This window comes from Phenylobacterium composti DSM 19425, assembly GCF_059568645.1.
In genome coordinates this window covers 155,986-173,505 of record NZ_JCANTT010000017.1, presented here as the reverse complement: position 1 = coordinate 173,505, position 17,520 = coordinate 155,986, and the positions used below count along the sequence as shown (strand labels likewise).

Below are 17,520 nucleotides of genomic sequence, written 5' to 3'. Positions count from 1 at the left end.
GAAGCGAAGCTGCGCTACACAAGCTGAACGGACGTTGAGAATGTCGTTCATGTTCGTTCATCTTGGCTTAAGCGTGGCGGGGGCTTAGGCAGGCGCATGATGCCGCGCCGCCGCCGACCTGATCCGAAAGTTTCGTCGAGCCGCATTGTCGAACTCGACATTGAGGCCATGGGCGGCGAGGGGGACGGCCAAGCGGCCGGGCCGGTGTTCGTGCCATTCACCCTACCGGGTGAGCGGGTGCAGGCGCGGGGCGAGGGTGAGCGGCGAGAACTCGTGGAGGTGCTGGCGCCGAGCCCGGAGCGGGTCGAGCCGCCGTGCCCCCACTTCGGAACCTGCGGCGGCTGCGCTCTGCAGCACTGGGACCACGGGGCCTATCTGGCCTGGAAGGTCGCGCGGCTGGCCGGGACCCTGGCGCGCCAGCACATCGAGACTGAGATCCTTCCGGCCTACGCCGCCGAGCCGGGCACCCGCCGGCGAGTGACGATGCATGCGCGGCGGGGCGGGCGCGAGGCGGCCCGGCTGGGATACAAGGCGCGCAAGTCCTGGGACCTGGTGGACATCGGCGTCTGCCCGATCTCGGACCCGGCGATCCAGGCGGCGATCCCGGCCCTGAAGCGGCTGGGCGCGCCGCTGTTCGAGCATCCCAAATCGGCGCCCTCGCTGCACGTGACCCTCACCGACAGCGGCCTCGACATCGAGATCACCGGGGTCGAGGCGAAGAGCGGGGGCCTGTCCGCAGACGCCCGAATGCAGCTGGCGGAGCGGGCGGCCGAGGCCGACTTCGCCCGGGTGACCCTGGCCGGCGAGGTCGCCTATCAGGCCCGAAGCGCCCTGGTCCGCCTGGGCCCTGCCACCGTGGCCCTGCCGCCGGGCGCTTTCCTGCAGGCCACGCGCGGCGCGGAGGCGGCGATGACCGCCTTCGTGACGGCTGCGGCGGAGGGGGCGAGCCGGATCGCCGACCTTTACTGTGGTGTTGGCACCTTCACCTTCCGCTTGGCGGAAATCGCCCCGGTGCATGCCGCGGACTTCGCCCCGGAGGCGGTACGGGCCCTGAGCGCCGCCCTGGCCAGCGCGCCGGGCCTGAAGGCGGTCACCGCCGAGGCGCGGGACCTGGTGCGCCGGCCGGTGCTGGCCGAGGAGCTGAAGAAGACCGACGTGGCCGTCTTCGACCCGCCGCGCGCCGGGGCCGCCGAGCAGACGGCGGAGCTTGCCCGCTCAGGGGTGGCGCGGGTGATCGGCGTCTCCTGCAATCCGGCCACCTTCGCCCGGGACGCCCGTATGCTGATCGACGCGGGTTTCCGTCTGGACCGGGTCCTGCCGGTGGATCAGTTCCTCTGGTCCCCGCACGTAGAATTGGTGGGGGTGTTCCAGCGCTGAGCGGGCCCCATATTGGCCGCATGGTTGCACTCTCGGTCCTCGACCTCTCGCCCATTCTGGAAGGCTCGGACGCCGCCCAGTCGTTCCGCAACAGCCTGGACCTCGCTCGCCATGCCGAGCGGCTGGGCTATCGGCGCTTCTGGCTGGCCGAGCACCACAACATGCCCGGCGTGGCCTCGGCGGCGACGGCGGTGGTCATCGGCCATGTGGCGGCCGGCACCAGCACCATCCGGGTCGGCGCTGGCGGGATCATGCTGCCCAACCACGCACCCCTGGTGATCGCCGAGCAGTTCGGCACCCTGGCCAGCCTGTTCCCCGGACGGATCGACCTGGGCGTCGGACGCGCACCAGGGACCGACCAGATGACCGCCCGGGCCCTGCGCCGGACTCTGGTGGGCGACGTGGACCGCTTCCCCCAGGACGTGGTCGAGCTGATGGCCTATTTCGAACCCGCCCAGCCGAACCAGCTGGTCCGGGCCGTGCCGGGGGCGGGGTTGGACGTCCCGATCTGGATGCTGGGCTCAAGCACCTTCGGGGCGGAACTGGCGGCCCTGCTGGGACTGCCCTACGCCTTCGCCTCGCACTTCGCGCCCGCCCAGATGGAACAGGCCATCGAAATCTACCGGTCGAAGTTCCGGCCCTCGCCGCGGCAGGCGGAGCCCTACCTGATGCTGGGCCTGAATGTGGTGGCGGCCGAGACCGACGCGGAGGCCCGCCGTCTGTTCACCTCGCTGCAGCAGGCTTTCCTGAACCTGCGGACCGGCCGGCCGTCGCCCCTGCCGCCGCCGGTGGATGACATGGACGAGCGGCTGGCCGCCGCCGGCCTCTCGCCGGGCGAGCAGGGCGCCCTGGCCAAGGCGGTGGTCGGCGGCCCGGAGACGGTGCGCGAGGGCCTGCGGGCGTTCGTGGAGACCTATCGTCCCGATGAAGTGATTGTCACCGCCCAGATCTACGACCACGCCGCCCGGGTCCGTTCGTTCGAGATCGCCGCCGAGGCGACGAAGGCCTTGGCCGGCGAGCCCGCCTAGGGTCGGAAGAGGTCGATCTGGTCGCCCGGGCGGGGCGGCACGCGGAAGAGCGTCATGTCGAGAGCGCCCCAGCGGGCCTCCAGGCCGTAGCGCGCCTTGGCCGCCGCGAAGCGCTTGGCCATGAGTTCGGCGATGGGGCCTTCCCCCTTCATGCGGCTGCCCCACTGGGCGTCGTAGTCCTTGCCGCGGCGCATCTGCCGGACGAGCGACATCACCCGCCGGGCCCGGTTCGGATGGTCGGTCTCCAGCCATTCCCGGAAGAGGTCCTTGATCTCTAGCGGCAGGCGCAGGGCGACATAGCCAGCACCGCTGGCGCCTGCGGCGGCGGCCCGTTCAAGCACCTGCTCCATCTCGTGGTCGTTGAGGCCGGGGATGCAGGGGGCGAACATGACGGTGACCGGCACCCCCGCGCCGGTGAGCCGGCGGATGGCGTCCATGCGCTTCTCCGGGGTCGCCGCCCTGGGCTCCATGGAACGGGCCAGCCGCCGGTCGAGGGTGGTCACCGAGATGGCGGCGCGGACCAGGTTGAGCCTGGCCGCCTCGGCCAGCAGGTCGAGGTCGCGGACGATCAGGGCCGACTTGGTGATGATCGAGAAGGGGTGGCGGAAGCGGACCAGCACCTCGATCACGGCGCGGGTGACTCGCAGAATTCGTTCCTGGGGCTGATAGGGATCGGTGTTGCCGCCGATGTGGATCAGCTCGGGCCGGTAGCCGGGGCGCGAAAGTTCAGCCTCCAGCAGGCGGGCCGCCTCGGGCTTGAAGAACAGCCGGGATTCGAAGTCGAGGCCCGGAGAGAGGCCCATGTAGGCATGGGCAGGACGGGCGTAGCAGTAGATGCAGCCGTGCTCGCAGCCCCGATAGGGGTTGATGGAGGCCGAGAAGCCCACGTCGGGGCTGTCGTTGCGGGTGATGATGACCCGGGCCTTTTCAGGCGCGACGGTGGTCCGGAGCGGCGGGACTTGTTCGTCGTCCGACGTCCAGCCGTCGTCGAACGCCTCGCGAACCTGCTCCTCGTAACGGCCGGAGGCGTTGGAGCGGGCGCCGCGCCCGCGCAGTTGCTGGGGGAAGGTGCTCACCTGTCAAAGCTAGCGTCGCGTCAAGAACAAAACAAGAACCATATTGACGCCTGCGTCGACGCCAGCGCTTGTCCGGCCATGCTTACGGTGATCGTCGACGCCCGGACTTCGGCCGGGAAGCTCCCCGGGCTCCTGGGCCAGCTCACCACGGGGGCCGTTGAGGGCCTAGTGAAGGAGGTCTTCCTGGTGGCGCCGCACTCCGAGGTGGTGGACGCCCTGTGTGAGGAGATGGGGGCTGAGGCGGCTGACAGCATCGAGCAGGCCCTGGCCTGGGCCAGGTCCGAGCTGGTGCTGGCGGCGGAGGCCGACTTTCGCCTGAAGGACGGCTGGGTGGAGGCGCTTTCGACGCACCTGGCCAATGGCGGCGGCGCGGCGATGATCGAGGGCCTGGGCGAGAGCGGGCTGTTCGGACGAAAGCCCTACGGCGTCCTAGTCGAGCGCGGTCGCGTCGTTCGTCTGGATGATCCCGACCTGAAGCGACTCCGCCGCGAGCTGGGGCTGCGGCCCCGGCGTCTCGGGTAGGTCGAGGCGCAGGTCGATGGTGCGGGCGCCTGCAATCAGGGCGTCGAGCGAGCGGACTTCCTCGCCGAAGGCGCGCTTGTAGGCCCAGTAGCCGGCCACGACCTTCTCGACGTAGTCGCGGGTCTCGAGGGCGGGCAGGGACTCGATCAGCATCAGCGGATCGTCCTCGCCCACATGGCGCAGGGTCTTCAGCACCGCGCCAGGGCCGCCGTTGTAGGCGGCGACGATGCGGAACAGGTCGTAGCCGACGCCACGCTCGGTCAGCCAGTTGATGTAGGCTTGGCCGACGTCGAGGTTCACGGCCGGATCCAGCAGGGCCTTGTAGTTGTTGCGCAGCTTCGTATCGCCGGTAGCCAGGGCCGCTGAGGCCGGCATCACCTGCATCAGGCCCACGGCCCCTACGGGCGATATGGCCCGGGGGTTGAAGCGGCTTTCCTGGCGGACGATGGCATAGACGAGGGCCTTGTCGACGGTGAAGCCGTTCCGGGGCTCAAGCTCCGGAACCGGATAGTCGCCGAGGGTGAAGTAAGACGGGCCGACGGTCTCGCCCGAGCCGGGCGTGATCTCGGCCATCAAGGCCTTCCAGGTGTCGCGCTCCACCGGGGTCCGGGCCAGGGCGAGGCCCACGCGCAGCTCCTGTCGGGCCTCTTCCATACGCCCGATCTGGACGAGGGCCGCGGCGCGATGGGCGCGGGGCTGCTCCTCCATGAAGCGCCGCAGCTCGGCGTCGGCGCCCTTGCCGCGAGCGCGTGGGGCGGCCGGTGGGGGCGAAGGGCGGTAGCTGGCCGGGACGATGTCGCTGGTCTCGGCCTGGGCGAGCTGGAGTTCGCGGGCGGCGATCATGCCGTAGAAGGTCTGCGGCGCCGCGGCTGCCTGGCGCAGGAACACCCGGGCGATGGCCCGGTCGCCGCCGGTGCGCGCTGACCGATAGGCCCAGTAGGCGGCGGCCGAGCGCTGCCACACGTCCTCGTCGGGATCGCCCGCCACCTGGGCGAAATAGTCCTGGGCGGTGGCGTAGTCGCGCAGGCGATAGGCGGAGAGGCCGGCGATCCAGCGATCGGCGCATTCCACCGCCAGGGCGTGGGCCCGGCGCACGTCGCCGGAATAGTAAGCGTCACGAGCGGCGAAGGTGGCCTCGCTCCGGGTGCTGTCGATCCCGGCCACGGCCGGCGGGGGCAGCAGGGTCGCCTCGGCCGGCTTGCGCTGCTTGGCCAGGGAGAAGACTCGATCCGCGAGAGGCAGGTCGCGGAAGCGGCCCAGCCAGCCGGCCAGCTCCTCGAAGGTCGCCTTGTGGGCGGTCGGGTGCATCAGCTGGCGGAAGGCGAGGTAGCCGAGGAGGGACGAATCCTTGACCTCGGCGAGCTCGAGCTGCGCGCCCACGAAGTCGCCTTGATCGGCGGCGGCGAAGGCTGCGCGATAGGCGCTGGCGTCCCGATCGGAGAGGGCGCGGGGCGTTTCGGCGGACGCCTGGCCGGCGGCCGAGGCGAGGGTCAGGGCGGCGACCCCGACGCACAGGCGCTGGACGAGCGTCATGCGACCCAATCCGCGCCGGACGCCGCTGCGCCTTCAGCGCGAACCCCTTTTTCCCGAAAACGAAGCGGCAAGGCTAAGCAGGGCGCTCTGGCCGATCAAGCCGTTCCGTAAAGGTCAGAAGGTCGCTCCATGCCCGCTTCTTGGCGCCGGGTTGTCGCAGCAGGAACGCCGGGTGGAGGGTCGGCATGGCCGGCAGCTCCAGGGCGCCGTCCGACGAGCGCCATTCGAACCAGCGCCCGCGCAGGGAAAGGATGCCCTCCTCGCGCTTCAGCAGGCTCTTGGCCGACGCGCCGCCCGCCAGGAGCAGCATCCGGGGGCGGACGAGAGCGATAGCCCGCTCCACGAACGGCGCGCAGATTGCCTGTTCGTGGGGCGCCGGCGTGCGGTTGCCGGGCGGGCGCCAGAAGACGGTGTTGGTGATCAGCACGCGACCCGAAAGGCTGGCCGCATCCAGCATCTTGTCCAGCAGCTTGCCGGCCCGGCCGACGAAGGGCTGGCCCTGGCGGTCCTCGTCGGCTCCCGGACCTTCGCCGATGACCATTACCGGAGCGTCCAGGGCTCCGCGCCAGCAGACCGCCTTGGTGGCGGCGCCCTCGAAGCGCAGGCCGCAGCCCTCGAAGCCGGCGATGGCGACGGCGAGGGCCTCCATGTCCTGAGCCTGGGCGGCGAGGGCCTGGGCCTGGGCGATGGCGGCGGAGACGTCGGGCGCGGCAGGGCCCGCCTGCGGTCCCGGGCGCGGGGCGAGGGCCAGCGCGACCGGGGAGGGCGCCGGACGGGGCGGCAGGATCTTGCCGGCCTCGATGCGGTCGATGGGTTCGTCCAGCAGCACGGCGTCGACCCCGGCCTCGGCCCAGAAGGCGAGGAGGCTCTCGGCGACGGCGAGGGGGGAGACGTCAGGCATCGGCCAGAGATGCTTAGGGCGCCGAAAGGCCCGGGGAAAGGCCGCGCCGGGCTAGCGGCTGAAGCCGAAGCGGTCTGCGAGTTCCTCACGGGTGTAGTATCGGGCCTGGCGGTCCCCATCGGGCAGCCGCAGGCCGCCGTCCTGGCGCTCGTAGAGACCCGGGCGGACCTCGCGGTACCAGGTTCCGCCCAACTGGGCCCGCTGCTCCAGCCAGGCCAGGTAGGCTTCGAGGCTCTCAAACCTGCGGGGCGCATCTTTCGACCCCGGTTTCACGGTCTTGTCATCGGCGTGCGGCCTCGATCGGCTGCTATCTAAGGTTGTGTCCTGCGCTCCGGCGGACGGCTGCGCCCAGGCGATCAGGAACCCCGCGACGGGCAGGATGATAACTGCAGTCCGGATCATCTCACGCGCGCTCATGGAATAAGTAAAACAAAAGATAATCGGCTTTCGATTTCTGAAAAGCGAACTTGTCGGCGCCGGAAAAAGATGTTCGCTATCCAATAATGGCAATGCCGTGACCGGCATAAACATGTTTGCGGGTGATATCATGCGTTCTGCCGTTATGGATGATTTTCGGCCTACGACCGGTGGCGGTGCAACATCTTCGTCGCCGCAGCCAAGCTTGAGCGGCTATGGGCCGATCGACAGCAGCTTTCCGATCGACGATGGTCAGGTTCCGCTTCGCGCCGTCGGCGCCTTTGCAACCGAGGCTTACAGCTTCCTACCCATCACCCTGCAGGCGGGGGTGACCTACACATTTGCCCAGCGGCCGGCCGCGGTCGACGGCATGGAAGATCCGTTTCTGCTGCTGACCGACGCCAATCTCAACATCATCGACTTCGACGACGATGGCGGGTTTGGGCGGACGGCCATGCTGACGTTCACGCCGACCGTCACCGCCGGCTATCTTGTGGCGGCCAGTTCCTGGTACCACGTGGACCCAGGCGCCCCCGGCTATCCCAACTACCGTGACGCGGGCGGCTTCACCCTGGACATCTGGACCGCGAACCCGGCTCTCGACGCGCCCGCAACCTTCGAAGGGGCCTTCGTCGCCATAGAGGGAACGACCTACGGCCATCTGGATGCGCCGGGCGACCGGGACATGTACCGGATGGGGCTGACGGCCGGGCAGTTCTACACCTTCACCTACGCCGGCGGCATTGCGGGCAGCGGGGAGTATCCCGGCAACCTGCCCGGCGAAAACATCGGCATCCTGCGGCTCTACAATGCCGACGGCCAGCAGATCGCCGCGGCGGTGAACTACGAAACCGGCCTGGGCTTCATGCCCGAGGCGGACGGAACCTACTACCTGCGGATCGAGGGCTATGAGCCGGGCATGACCGGCGGCTACACGCTGGACATCCAGGCCGCCGCCTCCACGGACTTTGATCCGCTGGAATCCCTCAACTGGGACACCGCCGGCAACATTCCCACGGTGGACGTAAACGGCGTCCCGACGGCCTATGTCTATTTCGCGACCGTGGAGGACGGCGGTTTTGGGGATACCGAGGCCGACGGCGTCACGCCCATCGCGACTTACGGCTGGGAGGATTTCCAGATCCAGGGGGTGATGCGCGCCCTGCAGGAATACACCCCCATCACGGGGATCACCTACGCCCGCACCATGGACGTGGAGCAAGCGACGTTCCGGCTAATCACCACCGTCAACAACGTTTACGGAGCGCGGTTCTATCCGCAGGACCCGGCCTATGGGGATCTGCAGGGCCTGGGCGCTTTCAACCTGGTGAGCGGCGGTTTCACATCTCCCGCCAGCCTGCAGCCCGGCGGCTTTTCTTACGGGGTGATCCTGCACGAGTTCGGCCACGCCCACGGCGTCGCCCATCCGCACGACAGCGGCGGCGGCTCTGAAATCCTCCTGGGGGTCACGGACTCCAGCTCGCTTGGCATCTATGACCTGAACCAGGGCGTCTACACCGTCATGTCGTACAACGACGGCTGGCAGACCCATCCGGACGGGGCGCTAGAGTTCTCGCGCAAGACTCTGGGCTCAGGCTGGTCCGGGACGCTGGGCGCCTTCGACATCGCCGTGCTGCAGGCGCGTTACGGTGTCCATGCGCACAACGAGGGCGACACCGTCTATGAGCTGCAGGCCATCCAGCGCTTCGCCTATTACCAGACGATCTGGGCACGGGCGGGACCGACACCATCGCCTACAGCGGGGGCAAGGATGCCCATATCGACCTGCTGGCGGCGACCCTCGACTACACCCCCACGGGCGGCGGGGTGGTCTCGTTCATCGGCGGGGTGTTCGGCGGCTACACCATCGCCAATGGCGTGGTGATCGAAAACGCCACCGGCGGTTCGGGCGACGATGCCCTGATGGGCAACGAAGCGGACAATGTGCTGAAGGGCAACAGTGGCGACGACACCCTGCTGGGCCGGGGCGGCGACGACCAGCTGCGCGGCGACAGCGGCAAGGACGACCTGCGCGGCGGCGAGGGGGACGACACCCTGAACGGCGGGCCGGGCGACGACGTGCTGATCGGCGGGACAAGCTCCGATATCTTTGTCTTCACCGATCCCGGGACCGACACCATCGCCGACTACCAGAAGGGCGAGAAGATCGACCTCTCCGGGCTTGAGGGTGTGACCTTCGCCGACGTAAGCTGGGACGCCACTACCATCACCGTCGACCTTGAGGGGCCGGACGACCTGATGATCATCATCGGCAACACGCGGTGGCTCTCGGAGAGCGACTTCCTTTTCGCCTGACCGGCGGGCGAGCGTGATCCCGGCGGGCCGGAGCGTGACCCGCTCCGGCCCTTTGTCGGCCCTTTCCTGACGTGGCGGCGCCCTGTCTAGAGGCGCGGCATGAGCGTGACGGAAGCCGAGATCTTTCACCTGACCGCCGTAGCCCCCGGCCGGTGGACGAGCGTAGCGGGACCCGAGTGGAAGAATCCCAATGGGCCGCTGTGGGGCGGCTATCCCATCGGCCTCGCCCTGACCGTGGTGGGGCGCGAGCCCGAGGCGGTGGGCGAGCCGCTGTCCATTTCGCTGACCTATGTGGCGGCCCTGACCGCGGGCGAAATCGAAATCCGCACCCGCCGGCTGCGGCAGGGCGGCTCCATCGGCGTATGGGAGGTGGACCTGCGGCCGGCCGGGGCCGAGGGGGTGAGCGTCCAGGCCATCGTCACCATGGCCAGGCGTCCGCAGACCCCGCCCTTCGCCTTCGCGAAGATGCCGCAGGCGCCCGACCCTGAGAGCCTGCCGTCGCCCGTAAGCCCGGGCGGGGCGCTGCATTTCGGGGCCCGGGCCTTCGAGCGGCGCACGGAGGAAAGCTTCCCGATCCAGCCCCGGGAGAGTTCCTACTCCACCGCCTGGGTGCGGCCGAGGTTGCGGCCATGGGACCACCCGACCCTGGGCATGCTCACGGACAATTCGCCGCCGCGAGCCTTCTACGCCCTGGGTCACACGGTGATGACCACGACCCTGTCGCTCACCGTTTACCTGCACGCCACCGCCGCTGAGGTGGCCGAGGCCGGGCGCGACTGGCTGCTGGTGGAATACGAGGGGCGGGTCGGCGGCGGCGGCGCCTCGGACGAGCGCTCCAACTACTGGCGGCGGGACGGCAAGCTGCTGGCCACCAGCGAACAGCTGGTCTGGTACCGGAAGATCCCAGCCGCCTAGCGGGCGGGTTCCGGCGTGACCGCCGCCTTGAATCCAGCCATGTCGGGCGGCGGGTTGGCGCGGAGAGGGAAGGGTGTCGGCGGGCGATTCGAGGACCTTGGCGGACCGGCTCTACGGCCAGCGGCGGTGGTCTGAGGCGCTGGCGGCCTACGAGGTCTGGCTGGCGGCCGAGCCGGATTGCGCTGCGGCGCTGCTCGGGCGCGGGCGGACGCTGATGTGGCTGCGGCGACGCGAGGAGGCGGCGGAAAGCTTCGCCCTGGCGGCGACGATCGCCCCGGACGACTACGCCGCCCACGCCAATCTTGCGGTGGCCCTGCGGGAGCTTGGGCGGCACGGCGAGGCGCTGGAGCGTTTCGAACGGGCGCTGGCGCTCGGGCCCGCCGAGGCGCGGCTGCGGCGGGAGTGGCTGTCGACGCTGATGGAGGTGCGCGGTCCCGAGGCGGCCGAGGGGTGGCTGGCGGCGCATGCGGCTGACCCGCAGGAGCCCATGCTGCTGGAGATGTGGGGGGGCTGCCTGGCGCGGCTGGGCCGATTCGAGGCGGCCTGGTCGGCCTATGATCGGGCCCTGGCCCTGGCCCCGGACTGGCCGCCGGCGCTGTACGGCCGCGGCCTGGCCGACCTGACCCTCGGCCGCTTCACGCCGGGCTGGGAAGGCTATGAGGCCCGCTGGCGGGTGGGCATGCGCAACACCGCCGGGGGGCCGCCTGATCTCTTGGCGCAGCGCATCGAGCGGCCCGAGCCGGCGGCCCTGGCCGGGGCGGATGTGGTGCTGCTGGGCGAGCAGGGCGTCGGCGACATGGTGATGTTCGCCAGCATCATCCCCGACCTGCTGGCCGTCGCGCGGCGGGTGTCGCTGGTGGGCGAAATGCGCCTGGCGCGGCTGTTCGTCAGCTCGTTCCCGCAGTTGCACACTTCGGCGGCTTGGTCGGGCGCCAGGATCGTGACCCTGGGCAGCCTGGGCTACGCCTTCCGCAGGACGCCGGAGAGCTTTCCCGCGGCGCCCTATCTGCGGCCGTCAGCGGCGGCGCGGGAGCAGGCGAGGGCGCTCCTGGGGCCGCGCGTCCCCGGGCGGCGGCGGATCGGCCTGTCGTGGCGGGGCGGGGCGGAGATCACCGGGCGGAACCGCCGCTCGGTTGATCTTGCTGCGCTCATGCCGCTGCTGAGCCGGCCGGACGTGGAGTTTGTGAGCCTGCAGTACGGCGACCACGGCGAGGAGATCGCGGCGGCGAACCGGACCCTGCCGCGACCGATCATCACGCCCCCGGCGGAGGCGATGGCCGATTTCGACGACCTGGCGGGCCTGACGGCGGAGATGGACGGGGTGCTGTCGGTGCAGACGGCGCTGATCCACCTGTCGGGCGCCTTGGGCGTCCCCTGCGTGGTGATGGTCCCCAAGGTCCCGGAGTGGCGCTACGGTGCGGCGGGCGAGACCATGCCCTGGTACGGCAGCGTGCGTCTGGTGCGCGAGCGGGCCGAAGGCGGGCTGGCCTCTGTGGCGCCGGAGGCGTGGCAAACCCTGCTAAGGGCGATCGACGAACGGCCTTCGCCCTTGACCGCCCCGCCGTGACATCCCGATAAGACCCGCGACGAAATCAGGGCGGCGGACGGGCAGGCGAAGACACCGGCCGCGTCGCGAGGGGATGAGGAGCCAAGGCCGGGCATGAGCGAAGCCGTCGAACGCGAATCCATGGAGTACGACGTCGTCATCGTCGGCGCCGGCCCGTCGGGCCTAGCCGCGGCGATCCGGCTGAAGCAGATCAACGCCGACCTGACGGTGGCGGTGGTGGAGAAGGGCGCCGAGGTGGGCGCGCACATCCTCTCGGGGGCTGTGATCGACCCCAAGGGCCTCTCCGAGCTGATCCCCGACTGGAAGGAGAAGGGCGCGCCACTGGAGACGCCGGTGAAGGAGGACAAGTTCGTCTTCCTCGGCCCGCAAGGGAGCATGGACCTGCCGGTGTGGGCCATGCCGCCGTTCATGCACAACCACGGCAACTACATCGCCAGCCTCGGCAACGTCTGCCGCTGGCTCGCGGGCGAGGCCGAGGCTCTGGGCGTGGAAATCTACCCGGGCATGGCCGCCTCGGCGCCGGTGTTCGAGGATGACCGCCTGGTCGGCGTGATCGTGGGCGAGTTCGGCCTCGGCAAGGACGGCAAGCCCGGCCCGAACTACGAGCCGGGCATGGTGCTGCGCGGCAAGTACGTCTTCATCGGCGAAGGCGTGCGGGGCTCGCTAGCCAAGGTGCTGAAGGCCAAGTACGGCCTCAACAAGGACTCCGATCCCGAGAAGTACGGCATCGGCATCAAGGAACTGTGGCAGGTGCCGGACGAGGTGTTCCGCCCGGGCCTGGTGCAACACACCCTGGGCTGGCCGCTGGACGACAAGACCGGCGGCGGCAGCTTCCTCTACCACTTCGGGGACAACTACGTGGCCATCGGCTTCGTGGTGCACCTGAACTACCAGAACCCCTGGCTCTCGCCGTTCGACGAGTTCCAGCGCTTCAAGCATCACCCGGAGGTGGCCAAGCACCTGCAGGGCGGCAAGCGCATCGCCTATGGCGCCCGGGCCATCAGCGAGGGCGGGATCCAGTCGATCCCGAAGCTTTATTTCCCCGGCGGCGTGCTGCTGGGTGACTCGGCCGGCTTCGTGAACGTGCCGCGGATCAAGGGCAGCCACGCGGCGATCAAGAGCGGCATCATGGCGGCCGAGGCCGCGGCGGCGGCCATCGCGGCCGGCCGCTCGGGCGACGAGCTTGCCGAGTATCGTCAGGCCTTCGACGGCTCGTGGCTGAAGAAGGAGCTGCACGTCGTCCGCAACGCCAAGCCGATGCTGTCGAAGTTCGGCACGACCCTGGGCATGGCCCTGAGCGGCTTCGACATGTGGACCACGCACCTGCTGGGCGGGTTCTCGTTCTTCGGGACCATGCACCACGGCAAGAGCGATGCGGAGTCCACGGGCGCGGCCAAGGACTTCAAGCCGATCGTCTATCCGAAGCCGGACGGGGTGCTGTCGTTCGACAAGCTGTCGAGCGTGTTCCTGGCCTCGACCAACCACGACGAGGCTCAGCCGGCGCACCTGAAACTGCGCGATCCGTCGGTGCCGATCTCGGTGAACCTGCCCAAGTACGGCGAGCCGGCGCGGCTCTACTGCCCGGCGGGGGTGTACGAGGTACTGTACGACGAGGCGGGGCAGAACCCGAAGTTCCAGATCAACTTCCAGAACTGCGTCCACTGCAAGACCTGCGACATCAAGGATCCGTCGCAGAACATCGATTGGACGACCCCGCAGGGCGGGGACGGGCCCAACTACCCGAACATGTAAGGCCGCAAGGCCCGGACCTCGCGCGGGCGCCCTTGCGGCGGCCCGCGCGAGCGACCAAGGTCTGTCCATGCGCCTTCGCCTTCTCGCCTACGTCGCACCGCTGGTCCTCCTGGGAGCCTGCGCGAGCCAGCCCAGGGTCCTGGATCTGCCGGGGCCGAGCGCCGCCGCCGACACGCCCTACGGCATGTTCCTGGCCGGCAACGCGGCGCTGAACGCCGGCCGCAGCGAGGAGGCGGCGAAATTCCTGGCCATGGCGCGCACCCAGAGCGGCGCCGAGGCTACGGTGTCGGAGCGGGCGTTCACCGCCGCCCTGCTGGCCGGAGACGTGCGGCTGGCCTCGGAGTTGGCGCCCGATGGGGCGAACGCCTCGGAGCCCGGCAAGCGCATGGGGCGGCTGGTGAAGGCGGTGGAGGCCATCGCCCAGGGCAAGGGCAAGGTCGCCCAGGAGCAGCTCAGCGAGAACATCGGCTTCCCGCACCGGTCCGCGGCGGCGCTGCTGGCGCCGTGGGCCGCTGCCCAGGCGGGCGATCTCGAGACCGCCCTGGTGCGGCCGCAGGTGCGGGGCGATCCCACCGTCGACTATTTCGGCCAGCTGGGACAGGCGCATCTGTTCGAACGGGCCAAGCGCTATGACGAGGCCGAGACGGACTTCAAGGCGGTCACCAAGGGCGAGACCCCTTCGGAGATGGCCGTCCTGGCCTACGGCGGGTTCCTGGAGCGGCGAGGCCGCCGCAGCGAGGCGGTGGAGCTTTACGATGCGGCTCTGCAGCGCAATCCCGAGAGCCTGGGCCTGAAGACCGCGCGCGCCCGGGCCGCCGCGGGCCGCAGCGCGCCGCCCATGCCGTCGATCAAGGAAGGGGCGGCCCTGGCCATGCTCGCGCCGGCCGCCACCATGATCGCCGCCAAACAGACCCAGATCGGTCTCGCCTACCTGCGCCTGGCCCTGCGGCTCGACCCGCAGCGGAACGACGCCTGGCTGATGGTGGGCGACGTGCTGCAGGCGTCGGGCGATGTGGACGGCGCCCGGGCGGCGTATGGCCGGCCCAAGCCAGGCTCGCCCGAATATGGCTCCGCCCAGGCCAAGCTGGCCTGGAGCTACCAGCAGGCGGATGACAACGCGACGGCCCTGAAACTCGCTCGCGCAGCGGCGGCCACGGGGGACTATGACGCCCGCCTGACGCTGTCGGACCTGTTGCGGGCCAATGGCGACTACGAAGAGGCGGTGCAGATCCTGGGGCAGCTGATCGGCGAATCCCGGTCGCCCGACTGGCGGCTCTACTACGCCCGCGGGGCGGCGTTCAGCCTGATGGATCGCTGGCCCGAGGCCGAGGCCGACCTGATCGCGGCGCTGAAGCTGCGGCCGGACGAGCCTGAGCTGCTGAACTTCCTGGGCTACAGCTGGATCGACCGCGGCGAGCGCCTGCCCGAGGCCCTGGCGATGGTCGAGAAGGCGGTGGCGGCCAATCCGCGCTCGGGCGCCATGATCGACAGCCTGGGCTGGGCCTATTACCGCATGGGCGACTACAAGACGGCGGTGGAGAAGCTGGAGCAGGCCGTGGAGCTCGAGGCCGGCGATCCCGAGATCAACAACCACCTGGGCGACGCCTACTGGATGGTCGGTCGCAAGGACGAGGCGGTGTTTCAGTGGCGGCGGGTGCTGACCCTGCGTCCCGACGACAAGATCAAGGCCGACGCGGAGCGGAAACTGGCTTCGGGGCAGGGGCCTGAGGCGCCCCGGCTGGCGACGCAGTGACGGCTGCGCTCGCGCCGGCCAAGGTCAACCTCTTCCTCCACGTCGGCGCCCCGGACGCGACGGGGTATCATCCGCTGTGCAGCCTGATGGCTTTCGCCGACTATGGCGACCGGTTGAGCCTTACCGACGGCGGGGCCGGAGAACTGGTGCTTGAGGGGCCGTTCGCTGCGGGCCTGGCAGGTGAGGGCGACAACCTGGTGCTGCGCGCCGCGCGGGCGCTGCTGGCCGAGGTGCGGCGCCCCGTGCCGGTGACGGGCTTCCGGCTGGAGAAACGCCTGCCGGTGGCCAGTGGTCTGGGCGGCGGCTCGAGCGACGCCGGGGCGGCGCTGCGGCTGATGCGCGAGGTCCTGGCCCTGCCCGTGACGGACGAGCGCCTGGAAGCGTTGGCGGCGAGCCTGGGGGCGGACGGGGCGGCTTGCCTCTGGGGCCGGCCGGTGCTGGCGGAGGGCTATGGCGAGCGGCTGAGCCCGGCGCCGCGCCTGCCGGTGCTGGATGCGGTGCTGGTCAATCCGGGCGTACCCGTGTCGACCCCGGCGGTGTATCGGCGGCTGGATGCGGACGAGGCGTTCGGCTCCATCGCGCGGCCGCCGATGCCCGAGGCGCTGGAGAGCGTCCAGGAGACGGCGGCCTGGCTGGCGGGCCTGCGCAACGACCTGGAAGCGCCCGCCGTGGCGGTGGCCCCCGAGGTGGGGACGGTGCTGGAGACCCTGAGGGGCGAGCCTGAGACCCTGCTGGCCCGGGTGTCCGGCTCGGGCGGCACCTGTTTCGCGATCTGCGGCTCGGACATCGAGGCCGAAGGCCTGGCCGAAAGGATCGAGGCCCTGGCCCCCGGCTGGTGGGTGCAGCGGTGCCGGCTGGGCGGGCCGTGGTAGGCGCGCCAAACGTCTGAAGGCGAAGCGGCCTCTCATCTCTGTTCAGGACGCCCCTCTGTCGGCCCCGAGGATCTGGGTTTCTGCAGACTATGGTGCAAAGAAAACGGGGGCCCCGAAGGACCCCCGTCGCCACCCCGTCCGACGCCGCCCCCCGACGGCGTCTCTCCCCGGGAGCGGTTCTCAGCTCTCGTGCAGGGCTTCGCCGTGCTGCGAGAGGTCGAGACCTTCGATCTCGCCGTCCTCGCTGACCCGCAGGCCAGTGGTGAACTTGCAGATCATGAGGATCACGAACGTGGCCACCGCGCACCAGACAATGGTGCCGATGATGCCGAAGAACTGCGTGCCGATGTTGGCGCCGGCCGCGGCGTCGCCGGCCACGGCGGCGTCAGCCAGCACGCCGGTGAGCAGGGCGCCGGCGATGCCGGCCACGCCGTGCACGCCGAAGACGTCGAGGCTGTCGTCGTACTTGAGGGCCTTCTTGATCCAGACCGCGCCGGCGTAGGCGGCCACACCGCCCACCAGGCCGATGATCAGGGCGCCTTGCGGGGTGACGAAGCCGGCGGCCGGGGTGATGGCGACCAGACCCGCCACCGCGCCCGAGGCCAGGCCCAGCATCCCGGGCTTCTTGCGCTCGATCCATTCGACGATCATCCAGACGACCCCGGCGGCGGCCGTGGCCACCTGGGTGTTCAGCATGGCCACCGCGGCGAGGCCGTCGGCCGCCACCGCCGAACCAGCGTTGAAGCCGAACCAGCCGACCCACAGCAGGCTGGCGCCGATCATGGTCAGCACCAGGTTGTGCGGCGCCATGTTGTCCGTGCCGTAGCCCTTGCGCTTGCCGAGGACGAGGGCGCAGACGAGGCCCGCGATACCGGCGTTGATGTGGACCACGGTGCCGCCGGCGAAGTCGAGCACGCCCGCCTCGCTCAGGAAGCCGCCGCCCCACACCCAGTGGCAGACCGGGGCGTAAACGATCAGCGACCACAGGACGGTGAACAGCAGCATGGCCGAGAACTTGATGCGCTCGGCATAGGCGCCGACGATCAGGGCCGGGGTGATCACCGCGAAGGTCATCTGGAAGACGACGAACAGGTACTGCGGAATGCTGCCCGAAACGTCCTTCATGCCCATGCCGGCAAGCATGGCCGAGCCGAAGCCGCCGACGTAGGCGTTGAGGCCGGCCGAGGGGTTCTCGGAGAAGGCCAGGGAGTAGCCAAGGACCATCCAGACCACGCTGATCACGCAGGTGATGGCGAAGCACTGGGCGACCGTGGCGATCACGTTCTTGCGCCGGACCATGCCGCCGTAGAACAGGGCCAGGCCCGGAATGGTCATGGCCAGCACGAGGGCCGTGGAGGTGAGCAGCCAGGCGGTGTCGCCGCTATCGGCCACCGCCGCCTCCTGGGCGAAGGCGGGCGCGCCGAGCGCGCTCCCCGCGAGAAGGGCGGCGAGCGCGAGGCCCAGCCTTTGTTTACCCGTGATTTTCATGAA

15 protein-coding genes are annotated in these 17,520 nt (G+C 70.0%); 10 read left to right on the top strand and 5 right to left on the bottom strand.

Annotated elements, in window-relative coordinates; all coding sequences use genetic code 11:
• Positions 1–144 precede the first annotated feature (144 nt).
• Both BO64_RS13565 and BO64_RS13560 read left to right on the top strand, forming a co-directional pair.
• Positions 145–1,377, top strand: a complete 1,233-nt coding sequence (locus BO64_RS13565; protein WP_496403877.1) for a class I SAM-dependent RNA methyltransferase — start codon at positions 145–147, stop codon at positions 1,375–1,377.
• A 20-nt stretch (positions 1,378–1,397) separates the two neighbouring features.
• On the top strand, positions 1,398–2,405 hold the full coding sequence (locus BO64_RS13560) for an LLM class flavin-dependent oxidoreductase (protein ID WP_496403833.1): 1,008 nt from the start codon (positions 1,398–1,400) through the stop codon (positions 2,403–2,405).
• Here the strand turns inward: BO64_RS13560 and BO64_RS13555 are convergent.
• Positions 2,402–3,481 carry a PA0069 family radical SAM protein gene (locus tag BO64_RS13555; RefSeq protein WP_496403832.1) on the bottom strand — a complete coding sequence of 360 codons (1,080 nt, stop codon included), beginning with the start codon at positions 3,479–3,481 and terminating at the stop codon, positions 2,402–2,404. The genes BO64_RS13560 and BO64_RS13555 overlap by 4 nt on opposite strands.
• A gap of 78 nt (positions 3,482–3,559) precedes the next feature.
• Between BO64_RS13555 and BO64_RS13550 the strand changes: the two genes are divergently transcribed.
• Positions 3,560–4,003 (top strand): hypothetical protein, encoded by a 444-nt coding sequence (locus BO64_RS13550; protein WP_496403831.1) that lies wholly within the window; start codon positions 3,560–3,562, stop codon positions 4,001–4,003.
• Here the strand turns inward: BO64_RS13550 and BO64_RS13545 are convergent.
• From BO64_RS13545 to BO64_RS13535, 3 genes are all read right to left on the bottom strand, one after another.
• Complete coding sequence (locus tag BO64_RS13545) at positions 3,911–5,536, bottom strand: lytic transglycosylase domain-containing protein (protein WP_496403830.1); 1,626 nt, start codon at positions 5,534–5,536, stop codon at positions 3,911–3,913. The two genes, BO64_RS13550 and BO64_RS13545, sit on opposite strands and share 93 nt — an antisense overlap.
• Before the next feature lie 73 nt (positions 5,537–5,609).
• The gene (locus tag BO64_RS13540) at positions 5,610–6,437 is read right to left on the bottom strand and encodes a uracil-DNA glycosylase (RefSeq protein WP_496403829.1); all 828 of its coding nucleotides are present in this window, start codon (positions 6,435–6,437) and stop codon (positions 5,610–5,612) included.
• A gap of 51 nt (positions 6,438–6,488) precedes the next feature.
• Positions 6,489–6,968: a hypothetical protein gene (locus tag BO64_RS13535; protein WP_496403828.1), complete on the bottom strand. Its 480-nt coding sequence runs from the start codon at positions 6,966–6,968 to the stop codon at positions 6,489–6,491.
• A gap of 91 nt (positions 6,969–7,059) precedes the next feature.
• Here BO64_RS13535 and BO64_RS13530 point away from each other — a divergent pair, with 91 nt between their 5' ends.
• The 7 genes from BO64_RS13530 (at position 7,060) to BO64_RS13500 (ending at position 16,029) form a co-directional block, all read left to right on the top strand.
• Positions 7,060–8,739, top strand: coding sequence for a zinc metalloprotease (locus BO64_RS13530; protein WP_496403827.1), 1,680 nt, complete (start codon positions 7,060–7,062; stop codon positions 8,737–8,739).
• Positions 8,634–9,170, top strand: coding sequence for a M10 family metallopeptidase C-terminal domain-containing protein (locus tag BO64_RS13525; protein ID WP_496403876.1), 537 nt, complete (start codon positions 8,634–8,636; stop codon positions 9,168–9,170). The genes BO64_RS13530 and BO64_RS13525 overlap by 106 nt, the downstream gene beginning before the upstream one ends.
• A 99-nt stretch (positions 9,171–9,269) precedes the next feature.
• Positions 9,270–10,085 (top strand): thioesterase family protein, encoded by an 816-nt coding sequence (locus tag BO64_RS13520; RefSeq protein WP_496403826.1) that lies wholly within the window; start codon positions 9,270–9,272, stop codon positions 10,083–10,085.
• Positions 10,086–10,158: 73 nt separating this feature from the next.
• On the top strand, positions 10,159–11,652 hold the full coding sequence (locus BO64_RS13515; RefSeq protein ID WP_496403825.1) for a tetratricopeptide repeat protein: 1,494 nt from the start codon (positions 10,159–10,161) through the stop codon (positions 11,650–11,652).
• 93 nt (positions 11,653–11,745) lie between these two features.
• On the top strand, positions 11,746–13,404 hold the full coding sequence (locus BO64_RS13510; protein WP_496403824.1) for an electron transfer flavoprotein-ubiquinone oxidoreductase: 1,659 nt from the start codon (positions 11,746–11,748) through the stop codon (positions 13,402–13,404).
• A gap of 67 nt (positions 13,405–13,471) precedes the next feature.
• Positions 13,472–15,157 (top strand): tetratricopeptide repeat protein, encoded by a 1,686-nt coding sequence (locus BO64_RS13505; protein ID WP_496403823.1) that lies wholly within the window; start codon positions 13,472–13,474, stop codon positions 15,155–15,157.
• Positions 15,154–16,029 carry a 4-(cytidine 5'-diphospho)-2-C-methyl-D-erythritol kinase gene (locus tag BO64_RS13500; protein ID WP_496403822.1) on the top strand — a complete coding sequence of 292 codons (876 nt, stop codon included), beginning with the start codon at positions 15,154–15,156 and terminating at the stop codon, positions 16,027–16,029. Before BO64_RS13505 ends, BO64_RS13500 begins: the two co-directional genes overlap by 4 nt.
• Before the next feature lie 180 nt (positions 16,030–16,209).
• On the opposite strand, the gene BO64_RS13495 is transcribed toward BO64_RS13500, so the two are convergent.
• Complete coding sequence (locus tag BO64_RS13495; RefSeq protein WP_496403821.1) at positions 16,210–17,517, bottom strand: ammonium transporter; 1,308 nt, start codon at positions 17,515–17,517, stop codon at positions 16,210–16,212.
• Positions 17,518–17,520 lie beyond the last annotated feature (3 nt).

Coding starts and splice junctions, on each gene's coding strand:
- BO64_RS13520 (WP_496403826.1), top strand. CDS start 9,270: ATGAGCGTGACGGAAGCCGAGATCTTTCACCTGACCGCCGTAGCCCCC.
- BO64_RS13535 (WP_496403828.1), bottom strand. CDS start 6,968: ATGTTTATGCCGGTCACGGCATTGCCATTATTGGATAGCGAACATCTT.
- BO64_RS13495 (WP_496403821.1), bottom strand. CDS start 17,517: ATGAAAATCACGGGTAAACAAAGGCTGGGCCTCGCGCTCGCCGCCCTT.
- BO64_RS13550 (WP_496403831.1), top strand. CDS start 3,560: ATGCTTACGGTGATCGTCGACGCCCGGACTTCGGCCGGGAAGCTCCCC.
- BO64_RS13510 (WP_496403824.1), top strand. CDS start 11,746: ATGAGCGAAGCCGTCGAACGCGAATCCATGGAGTACGACGTCGTCATC.
- BO64_RS13545 (WP_496403830.1), bottom strand. CDS start 5,536: ATGACGCTCGTCCAGCGCCTGTGCGTCGGGGTCGCCGCCCTGACCCTC.
- BO64_RS13505 (WP_496403823.1), top strand. CDS start 13,472: ATGCGCCTTCGCCTTCTCGCCTACGTCGCACCGCTGGTCCTCCTGGGA.
- BO64_RS13560 (WP_496403833.1), top strand. CDS start 1,398: ATGGTTGCACTCTCGGTCCTCGACCTCTCGCCCATTCTGGAAGGCTCG.
- BO64_RS13540 (WP_496403829.1), bottom strand. CDS start 6,437: ATGCCTGACGTCTCCCCCCTCGCCGTCGCCGAGAGCCTCCTCGCCTTC.